This window comes from Streptomyces sp. SX-6 (genome assembly GCF_059089585.1).
This window is the reverse complement of record NZ_JBTHHU010000038.1, coordinates 16,061-28,848: the sequence shown is the minus strand read 5'-3', so window position 1 is coordinate 28,848 and position 12,788 is coordinate 16,061. Positions and strand designations below refer to the sequence as shown.

15 protein-coding genes are annotated in these 12,788 nt (G+C 72.1%); 4 read left to right on the top strand and 11 right to left on the bottom strand.

Translation table 11 applies throughout. The features are described 5' to 3' along the window. Nucleotides 1-6 precede the first annotated feature (6 nt). Nucleotides 7-504 carry an HXXEE domain-containing protein gene (locus ACV530_RS31320; protein WP_494336086.1) on the top strand — a complete coding sequence of 166 codons (498 nt, stop codon included), beginning with the start codon at nucleotides 7-9 and terminating at the stop codon, nucleotides 502-504. Between the two features lie 4 nt (nucleotides 505-508). On the opposite strand, the gene ACV530_RS31315 is transcribed toward ACV530_RS31320, so the two are convergent. Both ACV530_RS31315 and ACV530_RS31310 read right to left on the bottom strand, forming a co-directional pair. Then, complete coding sequence (locus ACV530_RS31315) at nucleotides 509-1,186, bottom strand: response regulator (protein ID WP_494336047.1); 678 nt, start codon at nucleotides 1,184-1,186, stop codon at nucleotides 509-511. Nucleotides 1,187-1,236: 50 nt separating this feature from the next. Then, nucleotides 1,237-2,439 (bottom strand): sensor histidine kinase, encoded by a 1,203-nt coding sequence (locus ACV530_RS31310; RefSeq protein ID WP_494336046.1) that lies wholly within the window; start codon nucleotides 2,437-2,439, stop codon nucleotides 1,237-1,239. Between the two features lie 121 nt (nucleotides 2,440-2,560). Between ACV530_RS31310 and ACV530_RS31305 the strand changes: the two genes are divergently transcribed. Beyond that, entirely contained in the window at nucleotides 2,561-3,568 is a 1,008-nt protein-coding gene (locus ACV530_RS31305; RefSeq protein WP_494336045.1) for an SAM-dependent methyltransferase, read from the top strand. After that, nucleotides 3,565-4,707: an NADH-quinone oxidoreductase subunit D gene (locus tag ACV530_RS31300; RefSeq protein WP_494336044.1), complete on the top strand. Its 1,143-nt coding sequence runs from the start codon at nucleotides 3,565-3,567 to the stop codon at nucleotides 4,705-4,707. Before ACV530_RS31305 ends, ACV530_RS31300 begins: the two co-directional genes overlap by 4 nt. Nucleotides 4,708-4,735: 28 nt before the next feature. On the opposite strand, the gene ACV530_RS31295 is transcribed toward ACV530_RS31300, so the two are convergent. The 4 genes from ACV530_RS31295 to ACV530_RS31280 form a co-directional block, all read right to left on the bottom strand. Further along, nucleotides 4,736-5,704, bottom strand: coding sequence for a hypothetical protein (locus tag ACV530_RS31295; RefSeq protein ID WP_494336043.1), 969 nt, complete (start codon nucleotides 5,702-5,704; stop codon nucleotides 4,736-4,738). A gap of 186 nt (nucleotides 5,705-5,890) precedes the next feature. After that, entirely contained in the window at nucleotides 5,891-6,877 is a 987-nt protein-coding gene (locus ACV530_RS31290) for an ABC transporter substrate-binding protein (RefSeq protein WP_494336042.1), read from the bottom strand. Between the two features lie 19 nt (nucleotides 6,878-6,896). Next, nucleotides 6,897-7,616: an ABC transporter permease gene (locus ACV530_RS31285; protein WP_494336041.1), complete on the bottom strand. Its 720-nt coding sequence runs from the start codon at nucleotides 7,614-7,616 to the stop codon at nucleotides 6,897-6,899. Beyond that, nucleotides 7,616-8,323 (bottom strand): ABC transporter permease, encoded by a 708-nt coding sequence (locus tag ACV530_RS31280; protein WP_494336040.1) that lies wholly within the window; start codon nucleotides 8,321-8,323, stop codon nucleotides 7,616-7,618. Before ACV530_RS31280 ends, ACV530_RS31285 begins: the two co-directional genes overlap by 1 nt. Nucleotides 8,324-8,463: 140 nt before the next feature. Here ACV530_RS31280 and ACV530_RS31275 point away from each other — a divergent pair, with 140 nt between their 5' ends. Further along, the gene (locus ACV530_RS31275) at nucleotides 8,464-9,639 is read left to right on the top strand and encodes an ABC transporter ATP-binding protein (protein WP_494336039.1); all 1,176 of its coding nucleotides are present in this window, start codon (nucleotides 8,464-8,466) and stop codon (nucleotides 9,637-9,639) included. Here ACV530_RS31275 and ACV530_RS31270 read toward each other — a convergent pair. The 5 genes from ACV530_RS31270 to folP all read right to left on the bottom strand — a co-directional run bounded on the left by ACV530_RS31270 (nucleotide 9,636) and on the right by folP (nucleotide 12,743). Then, the gene (locus ACV530_RS31270; RefSeq protein ID WP_494336038.1) at nucleotides 9,636-10,121 is read right to left on the bottom strand and encodes a DUF3180 domain-containing protein; all 486 of its coding nucleotides are present in this window, start codon (nucleotides 10,119-10,121) and stop codon (nucleotides 9,636-9,638) included. The genes ACV530_RS31275 and ACV530_RS31270 overlap by 4 nt on opposite strands. 104 nt (nucleotides 10,122-10,225) lie before the next feature. Beyond that, nucleotides 10,226-10,819 carry a 2-amino-4-hydroxy-6-hydroxymethyldihydropteridine diphosphokinase gene (gene folK, locus ACV530_RS31265; RefSeq protein ID WP_494336037.1) on the bottom strand — a complete coding sequence of 198 codons (594 nt, stop codon included), beginning with the start codon at nucleotides 10,817-10,819 and terminating at the stop codon, nucleotides 10,226-10,228. Further along, nucleotides 10,816-11,175 carry a dihydroneopterin aldolase gene (gene folB / locus ACV530_RS31260; RefSeq protein ID WP_494336036.1) on the bottom strand — a complete coding sequence of 120 codons (360 nt, stop codon included), beginning with the start codon at nucleotides 11,173-11,175 and terminating at the stop codon, nucleotides 10,816-10,818. The genes folK and folB overlap by 4 nt, the downstream gene beginning before the upstream one ends. Before the next feature lie 225 nt (nucleotides 11,176-11,400). Then, entirely contained in the window at nucleotides 11,401-11,868 is a 468-nt protein-coding gene (locus ACV530_RS31255) for a nuclear transport factor 2 family protein (protein WP_494336035.1), read from the bottom strand. Continuing rightward, nucleotides 11,865-12,743 carry a dihydropteroate synthase gene (folP, locus tag ACV530_RS31250; protein WP_494336034.1) on the bottom strand — a complete coding sequence of 293 codons (879 nt, stop codon included), beginning with the start codon at nucleotides 12,741-12,743 and terminating at the stop codon, nucleotides 11,865-11,867. Before folP ends, ACV530_RS31255 begins: the two co-directional genes overlap by 4 nt. Nucleotides 12,744-12,788: the final 45 nt, after the last annotated feature.

The window sequence follows — 12,788 nt, the reverse complement described above, 5'->3', positions numbered from 1 at the left end:
GCCGTCATGTTCGGGCTGCTGGCAGCATGGGCCGTGCATGACACGGAGGAACTCGCCACGGCGGGCCGCTTCGTACGTACCCGAGTGCCGGAACTGCGCACGCGGTTCCCGCGGGTGCCGGAGGCCGTCTGGCGGCAGATGGACGGGCGTCAATTCGCCGCCGCCGTCGGGGTGATGGCAGCAGTGGTCGCCGCGGCCGCCGCCGACGGGTACCGCACGGGCGGACGTTCCCGCTTCTACCAGACGGCGCTCGACGGATTCGGCCTGCACGGCCTGGTCCACCTGGGCCAGGCCGCCGCCACCCGCGGCTACACGCCCGGGGTGGTCACCTCGCCGCTGGTCGTCGTGCCGTTCACCCTCTGGGCCCGGGGCCGCCTGCGCCGCGCCGGCGTGCTGCGGACGTCGGGCGCGCGAGATGCCGTACGGGGCCTGGCCCTCGCGGGCGCGGCGACGGCCGTCTCGCACGCGGCGGCGCGACGGCTCGTAAGGAACCAACCGGCATAAGGAACTAACCGGCCTGCCCGCCGCCGGCCCGGACGAGGCCGCTCTCGTAGGCCATCACCACCACCTGCACCCGGTCGCGCAGCTCCAGCTTGGTGAGGATGCGGCCCACATGGGTCTTGACGGTCGCCTCGGAGAGCACCAGCCGCGCCGCGATCTCGCCGTTGGACAGCCCCTGGGCCACCAGCAGCATCACCTCGCGCTCGCGGTCGGTCAGCCGCCCGATCTGCGGGCTGCTCGGCCTGGCCTCGGCGCTCGGCAGCATCGGGGTGAACCGGTCCAGCAGCCGGCGGGTGGTGCTCGGCGCGACGACCGCGTCCCCGCTGTGCACCGCCCGGATGGCGCCCAGCAGTTCGGCGGGCGGCACATCCTTGAGCATGAAGCCGCTCGCACCGACCTTGAGCGCGGAGAAGGCGTACTCGTCGAGGTCGAACGTGGTCAGGATGAGCACCTTCGGCGGATTGTCCTGGGCACAGATGCGGCGGGTCGCCTCCACCCCGTCGAGCCGGGGCATGCGGACGTCCATCAGGACCACGTCCACGGCGGTGGTGCCCAGCACCTCCAGCGCCTCCGCGCCGTCCCCGGCCTCGGCGACGACCTCCATGTCGGGCTGGGCCGCCAGCACCATGCGGAAGCCCGTACGGAGCAACATCTGGTCGTCGACGAGCATGACCCGGATCGACATGCGGAGATTCCCTTTCGTAGTGCCTGATGTGCAACTGTTCAACGGTCGTTTCAGCGGCCCGGCTTGGCCGGGAGCAGCACGCTGATCCGGAAGCCTCCGCCCGGACGCGGCCCCGCGTCCAGCGTGCCCCCGACCATGCCGACGCGCTCGCGCATACCGATGAGGCCGTGCCCCATGCCGTCCGCGCCGCCCGATTCGTACAGCTCGTGCTGCGCGCCCCGGCCGTCGTCCTCGACCAGCAGGCCCAGCCCGTCGTCGAAGTAGGTCAGCCGCACGCTGGCGCCGACATCCGGTCCGCCGTGCTTGCGGGTGTTGGTGAGAGCCTCCTGCACGATGCGGTACGCCGTCAGCTCGACGCCGCTCGGCAGCGGGCGCGCGGAGCCCTCGATCCGGTAGTCGACGGGCAGCCCGGCCCCCCGCACCTGCTCGACCAGCTCCTCGATCTGGCCGACGTCGGGCTGCGGCACGTACTCGCCGCCGGCGGTGCCGCCCTCCTCGGTGCGCAGCACGCCCAGCAGACGGCGCATCTCGGCGAGGGCCTGGCGGCCGGTGCCGGAGATCGTCTCCAGGGCCTGCTTGGCCGTCTCGGGCGAGGAGTTCATGACGTAGGCCGCGCCGTCCGCCTGGACCACCATGACGGACACGTTGTGGGCGACGACGTCGTGCAGCTCGCGGGCGATCCGGGCGCGCTCGGCCGTGACCGCCATCTTCGCCTGCTGCTCGCGCTCCTTCTCCAGCCGCTCGGCACGCTCCTCGAGCTGTGCCCAGTAGGCGCGGCGGGTGCGCATCGAGTCGCCGAGGACCCAGGCGAGGATGAAGGGCACCGCGGCGAAGCCCACCTGGATCAGCGTGCGTCCCATACCGGTGGCGTACGGGTCGGGCCAGCGCCAGAAGTAGAGCATGGGCGCCACCAGCCCGCCGACCAGCGCGAACCGCGAGGCCCAGCGCTTGCTGCCGGAGGCGGCCGTATAGACGACCACCAGCATGGCGAAGTCGAAGACGTTCGCCTCGACGTTGAGCGCGAGCTGCGCCACGCCGGTCAGAGTGGCCAGGACCAGCATCGTCGCGGGCAGCCGCCGCCGCAGCGCGACCACCACGGACATGGAGAGGGCCACCAGGGCGGTGGCGAACTGATGCGCCGTGGAACCGACCGTCCCCGCAGCGGCCATGGCGCCGAACGCGAGCAGCAGCAGGGCCCAGGCACTGTCGACACCCGTGGGGTGTCTGCGGAGGAAGTCGTAGAGGCGCTGCACGTCACCCAGCGTAGGCACGCCACGCAGCTGCGTGGGTCAACCCGACGATCGATCCCGCTCCCCCTCGCCTACTCCCCAAGGTGGAGGGCCATGGGCCGCCTTCCGCGCATAACGTGTGTATATGGCATCCGGAACACGCACCTGGCGGGAGGCGGCACAGGCCGCCCTGTACGGACCCGGCGGCTTCTACCGCCGCCCCGAGGGCCCGGCCGGGCACTTCCGCACGTCCGTCCACGCGTCCCCGCTCTTCGCCGGGGCGGTGGCCGAACTGCTGGGCCGGGTCGACGCCGCGCTGGGGCACCCGGAGGAGCTGGCGTTCACGGACATGGGCGCGGGGCGCGGCGAGCTCGTCACCGGGGTGCTCGGCCACTGCCCGCCGGAGCTGGCCGGCCGGCTGCGCCCGTACGCGGTGGAGATCGCCGACCGGCCCGCGGGGCTCGACGAGCGTGTCGTCTGGTGCGACGCGCCACCCGAAGGAGTGACCGGGCTGCTCTTCGCCAACGAGTGGCTGGACAACGTGCCGCTGGACGTCGCCGAGACGGACGGCGAGGGCACGCCCCGCCAGGTGCTCGTCCAGGAGGACGGCGAGGAGCTGCCCGGCCCGCCCGTCCACGGCGAGGACGCCGAGTGGCTGGCCCGCTGGTGGCCGCTGAAGGGCGAACCGCCCGGCAGCCGCGCCGAGATCGGCCGCCCGCGCGACGCGGCCTGGGCCCGGGCGGCCGGCAGCCTCACGGCCGGGCTGGCCGTGGCCGTGGACTACGCGCACGAGCGCCTGACCCGGCCGCCCTTCGGCACCCTGACCGGCTTCCGCGAGGGGCGCGAGGTCCGGCCGGTGCCGGACGGCTCGTGCGACATCACCGCGCACGTCGCCCTGGACGCCTGCGCGGGCCCGGGCGCGGCGCTGATCGGCCAGCGCACGGTGCTGCGCGCGCTGGGCGTGGACGGCCGCCGCCCGCCGCTGTCGCTCGCCTCGCAGGACCCCACGGCGTACGTCCGGGCCCTGGCCTGCGCGGGCGAGGCGGCCGAGCTGACCTCCCCCACGGGCCTGGGCACCTTCACCTGGCTCCTCCAGCCCGTGGGGCCGGCGTGCTCGGACGTCCCCCGCGAGCTGAGAGACTGGAGCGCATGACCGAGACAACGATCGGCATCGGCGGCGCGGCCGAACACACCGACATGGTGCTGAACATCGGACCCCAGCACCCCTCCACCCATGGAGTGCTGCGCCTGCGCCTCATCCTCGACGGCGAGCGCATCGTCAGCGCCGAGCCGGTCATCGGCTATATGCACCGCGGCGCGGAGAAGCTCTTCGAGGCCCGCGACTACCGCCAGATCGTCATGCTCGCCAACCGCCACGACTGGCTGTCCGCGTTCTCGAACGAGCTCGGCGTCGTCATGGCCGTCGAGCGCATGCTCGGCATGGAGGTCCCCGAGCGCGCGGTCTGGGCCCGTACCCTGCTGGCCGAGCTGAACCGGGTGCTCAACCACCTGATGTTCCTCGGCTCGTACCCCCTCGAACTCGGCGGCATCACGCCCGTCTTCCATGCCTTCCGGGAGCGCGAGGAGCTCCAGGCGGTCATGGAGGAGGTCTCCGGCGGCCGGATGCACTACATGTTCAACCGCGTCGGCGGCCTGAAGGAGGACCTGCCCGCCGGCTGGACCGGCCGCGCCCGGCAGGCCGTGGCCGAGGTCCGCTCGCGGATGGACGTGTACGACCGGCTGGTGCTCGGCAACGAGATCTTCCGCGGGCGCACGCGCGGCGTCGGCGTCCTCTCCCGCGAGGCCGTGCACGCGTACGGCGTGAGCGGCCCCATCGCCCGCGCCTCGGGCGTCGACTTCGACCTGCGCCGCGACGATCCGTACCTCGCGTACGCCGAGCTGGCCGGCACCCTCAAGGTCGTCACGCGCGAGGAGGGCGACTGCCTGGCGCGCTTCGAGTGCCTGCTGGAGCAGACGCACAACGCGCTCGAGCTGGCGGACGCCTGCCTGGACCGGCTGACGGAGCTGCCGCCCGGGCCGGTCAACCAGCGGCTGCCCAAGGTCCTCAAGGCCCCGGAGGGGTCAACCTATGCGTGGACCGAGAACCCGCTCGGCCTCAACGGCTACTACCTGGTGTCCAAGGGCGAGAAGACGCCCTACCGGCTGAAGCTGCGCTCGGCGTCGTTCAACAACATCCAGGCGCTGGCGGAGCTGCTGCCGGGCACGCTCGTCGCCGACATGGTCGCGATCCTGGGCTCGCTGTTCTTCGTCGTGGGCGACATCGACAAGTAGCCGACGCCGCCCTTCCCCAGGCGGCGCGTCAGATCGCGCTGCGGAGCTCCACGACGTCGATCTGCTCGGTGTCGTCGTGCGCGGTGAGGTCGATGACCTCGCCGTCGGCCTCGTCGCCGCCGCGCTCGGCGGCGAGGGCCTCCTCGCCGACGACGTCCGCGAGGTCCTGCTCCTCGACGGGCTTCGCGGGCAGGGCGGGCTGCTGCTTGCGGGCGCCGAAGAAGTCGAAGCCGCCCTGGGTACGCACCGCGGGCGCGCGCACGGGCCGACGGACCAGCGCGGCGGCCTCGGGCTTGGACTCGGTCGCGGGCTTGGGCTCGGCCTTGGGCTCGGCTTCAGGCTTGGTACCGGTACCGGCCTCGACCTCGACCTCGGACTGCACCTTGGGCACGGCCTGGACCTCCGCGCTCTCACGCGGTTCCTGAGCCTTGGTCGGCTCCTGAGCCTTGGCCGGCTCCTGCTCCACCGCGGTCGCGGTCCCGGCTTCGGCCTCGGCCTCGGCGGCCCGCTGCCGGGCGGCGTTCCGGTCCAGGTTGCGCAGGGCGTCGGCGGCCTTGCGGTACGCATCCGTACCGGCCTGCCGCTCCGCACGGGCCTGCATCGCGGACTCCAGCGCCTTCGCGGCCCGCGGCGCAGGGGCCGTGGAGCGGGTGGTCTCGAGCAGGCGCCGACCCTCGAGGGCGCTGGCCCGCTCGGTCTCGGCGGTGGCGTAACGGCGCAGCAGATCGGCGTGCTCGGTACGCAGCCGGGCCAGCTCCGCGCGCTTGCCGCGCAGCTTGGACTCCAGCCGGGTCCGGGCCTGCCGGGTCTCCTCGAGATCCGTCTCCAGCTCGGCGATGCGCTCGTCGGTCTTCCACTCGTCCCGCGCCCGCGCGGCGGTGAGCTGCGCGACGCGCTTGCCGGCGGAGCGGTCCCAACGGCGCATCAGTATCGAGCCGACCACCGCCGCCGCGGCTGCGGCGGCTGCGAGACCACGTATGACGACCGGTTCGTCCACCGTCCAGGCACCGGCGGCGCAGGCGACTGATGTCGCGGCTACCAGTGATGAAGGAAGAAGCCGGTGCAGGGAAGTCGAATGGCGGTGGCGTCCTCGTGGCATGGCCTGAAACTTACCGTGCGTTGCTGCAAAAGTGTGACTCCGCCACCAAACCGTTCCCTTGATCTTACGTCTCCCCTACTTTCCCTACCGGCCCAGCAGCCTCTTCTCCTTGAGGTACTGCGCGGCGACATCGGCGGGCTTGAGGCGCTCCGCGTCGACCTTCTTGTTGAGTTCGGAGAGATCGGCCGTGGTCAGCACCTTGTTGAGTTTGTCGAGCGCATCCGCGACCTGCTGCGAACCGGCCTTCCGCGCATTCACCACCGGCAGGACGTTGTCGGAGTTCTGGAGCTTCTTGTCGTCCTCCAGGGCGACAAGTCCGAACTGTTCCAGCGTGGCGTCCGTGGTGGTGGTGAGGAGCAGCTGGTCCTTGTCGCCCTTGACCGCCTGCTTGGCCTGGATGCTGCCGACCTCCAGGGGGTCTATGCCGGTGACGTCGATGCCGTAGGTCTTCTCCAGGCCCGGCTTGCAGAAGGGCCGTTCAGTGCATTCGTCGCCCGCCGCGAGCTTGACCGGCTGCTTCGACCGGCCAAGGTCGGAAAGCGTCTTGAGCTGGTGTTTCTTCGCGAACTCCTTGGTCACCGCGAAGGCGTTCTGATCGACCGCACGGCCGGGGTCGAGCACCTTGAGCCCCCGGGGCCCGGCGAGTTTCCGCAGCGCCTTCACGGTGGCATCGGGGTCGGCGGAGGCGACCTCGCGGGCGTCCTTCCCGTTCTGCTTCTTGTTCAGGAATTCGGTGAGCGTCGCCGCGTACTCCGGGACGACGTCGATCTGGCCCTTCTCCAGAGCGGGTTCATACAGCTCACGGGCGTCCACGGTCTTGATCGACGTCGAATATCCGGCGTCCTTCAGCAGTGCCGCATATATTTCCGCGAGCACCCTGGACTCGGTGAAGGACGCCGAGCCGATCACCAGGGATCCCTGCCCCGACCTGGTCGAACCGTCCCCTCCGCCACCGGACTTCTCGAGGGCGTCGCCACCGCACGCGGTGAGCCCGGCCGTCAGCGCGGCGGCACCTGCCACCGCCAGCAGGGCCCGCGTGGCCCGCTTCCGGCGCGGAGTCGTCCTCGTCATGCCGTTCTCCATCCATTCGTCAGACGTCTGTCGCCACGGCCCGCACCGGCTCGGCGCGGCCCGTGGTCCGCGCGCCCCGGCGGCGCGTGCGGCCCAGCAGTTTTTCCAGGGCCACGAACAGCCCCTCGACCACCAGCGCGAGCGCGGCCACCAGCACGGCGCCGGCCACCACTTGCGCGGTGTAGGTGAGCCGGAAGCCCGCCGTGATGATCCGGCCCAGGCCCCCGCCGCCGACCATCGCGGCGATCGAGACCGTGGCCACCACCTGCACGGCGGCGGAGCGCACCCCGGTCATGACCATCGGCAGGGCCAGCGGCAGTTCGACCCGGCCCATCACCTGACGGCCCGACATCCCCATGCCCCGCGCGGCCTCGACGACATCCCGGTCGACCTCGCGTATGCCCACATACGCGTTGGTCAGCAGCGGCGGTATGGCGAAGAGCACCAGCGCGATGATGGTCGGCCAGGAGCCGTAGTCCCCCAGCGGGCCGAGGGTCAGCAGCACCAGGACCGCGAACGTCGGCACCGCACGGCCCACGTTGGAGATGTTGACCGCCAGGGCGCCGCCGCGGCCCGTGTGCCCCAGCAGCACCGCGACGGGCAGGGCGACGGCACAGGAGATCGCGAGGCACACGACCGTCAGCTGAAGGTGCTCGGCGAGCCGGTGCCACACGCCGTCGGCGCCCGTCCAGTGCGACCCGGTGGACAGCCACGTCCAGGCCTCTCCGAGGACTCCCATCAGGCCACCGCCTTCTTCCGGGCCCGCTCGCGCGGCCTCGACCGCGCCCACGGGGTGAGCAGCCGCTGCACCGACAGCAGCAGGAGATCCGCCACCACGGCCAGCAGCACGCACAGTGCCGACGCGGTGAGCACCTCCGCCTTGAAGACGCTGTGCAGCCCCTCGTAAATCAGGTTGCCCAGGCCGCCGTACCCGACAAGCGCACCGACGGTGGTCAGCGAGACCGTCGACACCGTGGCGATCCGCAGCCCGGCCAGCACGGCGGGCAGCGCGAGCGGCAGCTCCACCTCGAAGAGCATCCGGACCGGCCCGTATCCCATGCCGCGGGCCGCCTCCCGGACCTCCTCCGGCACCGCCGCGAGCCCGGCCAGGATGTTCCGCACCAGGATCGTCAGCGAATACAGCACCAGGCCCGTCACCACGACCGACACCGACAGCCCGAAGACGGGCACCAGCAGCGAGAACATGGCGAGCGACGGCACGGTGTAGAGCACCGTGGTCAGGCCCAGCACCGGGCCCGCCACCGCGCGCCGGCGACGGGCCAGCAGTGCCAGCGGGAAGGCGATGAGCAGGCCTATGGCGACCGACACCAGGGTGATGCCGATGTGCTGCACCGTGGCATCCGTCAGCTCCTGGCCTCGTGTCCGCACGTATTCGCCGCAGATCCAGTCGTTGCGGATCAGGCAGTTGCCTCCCGGCTCCGACATGCGCGCTCACCTCCCCCTGGGCGTTCACCGACGGTCACTGGCGACCCTAACGCCCGGCACTGACAATCGCCTGTGGGCCGCCACACAGCTGACACACAACGAGGGCACAACCGGCGAGGGATGTGCCCACAATGGGGACTGTGATCCGCTTCGAACACGTAACCAAGCGCTACGCCGATGGCACGACGGCCGTGGACGACCTCTCCTTCGAAGTCGCGGCCGGCGAGCTGATCACGCTCGTCGGGCCCTCCGGCTGTGGCAAGACCACCACGATGAAGATGGTCAACCGGCTGATCGAGCCCACCAGCGGCCGCATCAGCCTCGACGGCGAGGACATCGCCGCGGCCGACCCCGTGGAGCTCCGCCGCCGCATCGGCTACGTCATCCAGCAGGTCGGGCTCTTCCCGCACAAGACCGTGCTGGACAACACCGCGACCGTCCCCCACCTGCTGGGCCGCCCGCGCAAGCAGGCCAGAGCCCGCGCCGCCGAACTGCTGGACCTGGTGGGCCTCGACCCCTCCGTCTACGGCGACCGCTACCCCGACCAGCTCTCCGGCGGACAGCGCCAGCGGGTCGGCGTGGCCCGCGCCCTCGCCGCCGATCCGCCCGTCCTTCTCATGGATGAACCTTTCGGCGCGGTCGACCCCGTCGTACGCGAACGGCTGCAGAACGAGTTCCTGCGGCTCCAGTCACAGGTCCGCAAGACCGTGCTCTTTGTCACACACGACATCGAGGAAGCGGTCCGTCTCGGCGACCGCATCGCCGTCTACGGGCACGGCCGCATCGAACAGTTCGACGCGCCGACAGTCGTGCTGGGCGCTCCGGCCACGCCGTACGTGGCCGACTTCGTCGGGGCCGACCGCGGCCTCAAGCGGCTGTCCGTCACCCCGATCGAGCCCGGCGACCTCGAGCAGCCCCCGGTCGTCCACCTCGACGACCCGCTGAGCGAGGCGCTCGCCAAGCTCGCCCGGGAGGGCTCGCGCTGGGCCGTCGTCCTGGACGACGCGGACCATCTGCACGGCTGGGTCTCGGCCGAGTCCATGGGCTTCGCCGTCGAGGGCACCGTGCGGGACCACGCCCGCCACATGGACGCCTGGCTTCCGGTCGGCGCCTCGCTCAAGCAGGCGTTCAGCACCATGCTCCAGCACGACGCGGGCTGGATAGCCGTGCTCGACGGGGAGGACGCCAACCACTTCCTGGGCGTGCTCACCCCGGCCCGGCTGCACGAGGCGCTCCGCCGCTCGATCGGCGCGGACGCTCTGGGCGGCGCACGCGCCGACGTGGAGGTGAGCACCGTACCCGGGAACGGGTTCTAGGACGCGGAGGAGGCCCCGCCGGTGTCGTCGTCCTCCGGGAGCTTGCAGACACGCTCCATGAAGAACGCCGCCGCTACCACGCACGCGCCCGCGACCACGGACGCTCCGGCGTAGATCGCCTGGTCGCGGCGGGCGGGGTCGTCGAGCCCCTCCATCAGCAGGAAGACGCCGACGCCGCCGTACGCTCCCGAGACCAGCGCGGCGACCAGCGCGCTGGCCTGCCCGAAGACGACCGCGCGGGCGGCCACCAGCGGATCGACGCCCTTGGCACCGGACCGCCGCTCGCGCTGCGCGCGCAGCCGGGACCGCAGCGAGAGCGCGGTCGCGACCAGCACGGCGGCGATGACGGCCAGCACGATCGGGGCGGCCACGGGCACCCGCGGGAGGGTGCCGAACGAATCCCACAGCCGGGCGCCCGCCCACGAGAGCACTCCGGCCGCGGCGAACAGGCCGAGCAGCACCCCGATCCGAAGTTGCCTCACCGAGCCGTCGCCCCTCATCGTCACTCGTCCTCAGCGGTCGCACCGCTGCGCGCCCGCCAACACCTCATCAGCCGACAGGCTCGCACAGCACACGAGCCCAACGGCTACTCGGGCAGCCTGAGTTCCAGGTCCGCCCGTACCACCACGCCCTCGCGGCCGACCTCGGTCAGCAGCTCGGCCACGGGGCCACGCCCCGGAACCACAGCCTCCGGATCCACGTCGTACCACGGAACCAGCACGAAGGCACGCTCGTGCGCCCGCGGATGGGGCAGTGTCAGCACCGGGTCGTCCGAGACGACGTCCTGGTAGGCGACGATGTCGACGTCGATCGTCCGCGGGCCCCAGCGCTCGTCGCGCACGCGCTCGAAGGCTTCCTCGATGGCGTGCCCGCGCTCCAGCAGCGAGGACGGCGGCAGCGTGGTCTTCACCAGCACCACCGCGTTGTAGTACGACGGCTGGGAGCCCGGCTCGACGCCCCAGGGCTCCGTCTCGTACACCGGGGACACCGCCTTGACCCGCAGGCCGGGGGTGTCCTCCAGGGCGTCGATCGCGCCCTGCAGCGTCTCCAGGCGGTTGCCCAGGTTGCTGCCGAGCGAGATCACGGCCCGCTTGGGGTTGCTCAGGGTCACATCGGCCGCGTCCACCTGCGCCACCACGGAGGCGGGCACCGGCTGCACGGTCGGGTCGCTGCTGCTCATACTCGGCTCCGGGTGATCGTGATCGTCACGTCGTCGAAGGGCACGGTGATCGGGGCGTCCGGCTTGTGCACGACGACCTCGACCTCCTGCACCGCGTCGTGCTTCAGGCACTGCTCGGCAATGCGCTCGGCGAGGGTCTCGATGAGGTCCACGGGCTCGCCCTGGACGATGCCGACGACCTCCTCCGCCACGATGCCGTAGTGCACGGTCTTCGTGAGATCGTCGCCGGCCGCGGCCGGCCGGGTGTCCAGACCCAGCACGAGGTCCACGATGAAGGTCTGTCCTTCTTCGCGTTCTCGGGGGAACACCCCGTGGTGTCCACGGGCCTTCAAGCCGCGCAGCGCGACACGATCCACACGAATCACTCCAGCTGTTCGTCGGGTGTGCGAGGTACGCCCCGGCCTTCGACCGGGGGACCCAACCTCGAATCTACCTGCGAGCACCGACAGTGCCCGCCCGCAGGGCCCACGACCGGGGAGCTTCTGTGACCACCGTCACGGGCTCCTGCCGCGCCTGCCCCATGGCCTGCGGACCACCCCTACCCGGCGTCAATACAGCTCGAACGGGCGATCACTCACCACTCACGCTGACGCCTCGGGGCCGTCTTCCTCCTCCTCGTCCCTGCCCGCCAGCACGGGCGAGCCGTGGTGCGACCACACCTTCCACTCGGAGCCGGCCCGCCGGAACACATTGGTGGCCACGACCAGCTGCCCCACCAACGGCCCCAGTTCGCCCTCCGTCTCGGCGGGCGCGCCGCTGAGGATGTTCTCCGTGCACGTCACCAGCGCCGTGTCGCCGGTGACCGACACCTCGACGTCGGTGAGGAAGAACTGGATGTAGTCCGTGCTCGCCATGATCAGCGCGTAGGAGCGGAGCACCTCGCCGCGCCCGCGCAGCACCGGCCACCCCGGGTGCACGCAGGAGACCTCGGCACCGGGATCGTCCAGCCACAGCCGGCCCATGGCCGTCGTGTCCCCGCGCTCCATGGCCTCGTACAGGGCCGTGTTGGCGAGCTCGACCTGCTCGGCGTCCGTACGGGAGCCGCTCACGCCGGCTCCCCGGGCGTGGCACCCGCCACCGCGCGCACCACGCGCACGGCGTCGGCGCTGGCGCGCACCTCGTGCACGCGCACCGCCCAGGCGCCGTCGCGCGCCGCGAGCGCGGAGACGGCGGCCGTGGCCGCGTCGCGCTCCCGGGCGGGCGGCGGGGCGCCCTCGGCGCTCGCCAGCACCCGCCCGAGGAACCGCTTGCGGGACGCCGCGACCAGCATCGGCAGGCCCAGCTCCCGGCGGAGGTGGGCGAGCCGGGCGACCAGCGCCAGGTCCTGCTCGGCGTTCTTGGCGAAGCCCAGCCCCGGGTCCACCACGATGCGGTCGGGCGCGATGCCCCCGGCCACCACCGCGTCCACCCGCTGCCGCAGCTCGGCGAGGACCTCGCCGACCACGTCCCCGTACACCGCCCGGCTGTTCATGTCCTCGCTGAAGCCCCGCCAGTGCATCACCACGAACGGCACCCCGGCCGCGGCCACCGCCGGCACCATCGCGGGGTCCGCGAGACCGCCGCTCACATCGTTGACGAGCACCGCGCCGGCCTCGACGGCCGCCCGCGCGACCGAGGCACGCATGGTGTCCACCGACACCAGCACCCCCTCGGCGGCCAGCTCGCGCACCACCGGCACCACGCGGCGCAGCTCTTCGTCCTCGTCCACCCGCGCCGCGCCCGGCCGGGTGGACTCCCCGCCCACGTCGACCAGATCGGCACCGGCAGCGGCGAGGTCCAGGCCCCGCTTGACCGCAGCGGCGGCATCGAACCAGCGGCCGCCGTCCGAGAACGAATCGGGCGTGACGTTCACCACGCCCATCACCGCACAGCGGTCCCACTCCGGCAGACCGACCGGCCCGATACGACCGTGCAAGGTACTCATGCCCACCAGCCTAGGGCGTGGCGCGGGCACGGCACCGGGTGCCCG

Bases quoted from the DNA above. Each gene is read 5' to 3' on its own strand.
- ACV530_RS31320 (WP_494336086.1), top strand. From the start codon at position 7: ATGTTCGGGCTGCTGGCAGCATGGGCCGTGCATGACACGGAGGAACTC.
- ACV530_RS31315 (WP_494336047.1), bottom strand. From the start codon at position 1,186: ATGTCGATCCGGGTCATGCTCGTCGACGACCAGATGTTGCTCCGTACG.
- ACV530_RS31305 (WP_494336045.1), top strand. From the start codon at position 2,561: ATGGCATCCGGAACACGCACCTGGCGGGAGGCGGCACAGGCCGCCCTG.
- ACV530_RS31300 (WP_494336044.1), top strand. From the start codon at position 3,565: ATGACCGAGACAACGATCGGCATCGGCGGCGCGGCCGAACACACCGAC.
- ACV530_RS31290 (WP_494336042.1), bottom strand. From the start codon at position 6,877: ATGACGAGGACGACTCCGCGCCGGAAGCGGGCCACGCGGGCCCTGCTG.
- ACV530_RS31285 (WP_494336041.1), bottom strand. From the start codon at position 7,616: ATGGGAGTCCTCGGAGAGGCCTGGACGTGGCTGTCCACCGGGTCGCAC.
- ACV530_RS31280 (WP_494336040.1), bottom strand. From the start codon at position 8,323: ATGTCGGAGCCGGGAGGCAACTGCCTGATCCGCAACGACTGGATCTGC.
- folK (WP_494336037.1), bottom strand. From the start codon at position 10,819: ATGAGCAGCAGCGACCCGACCGTGCAGCCGGTGCCCGCCTCCGTGGTG.
- folP (WP_494336034.1), bottom strand. From the start codon at position 12,743: ATGAGTACCTTGCACGGTCGTATCGGGCCGGTCGGTCTGCCGGAGTGG.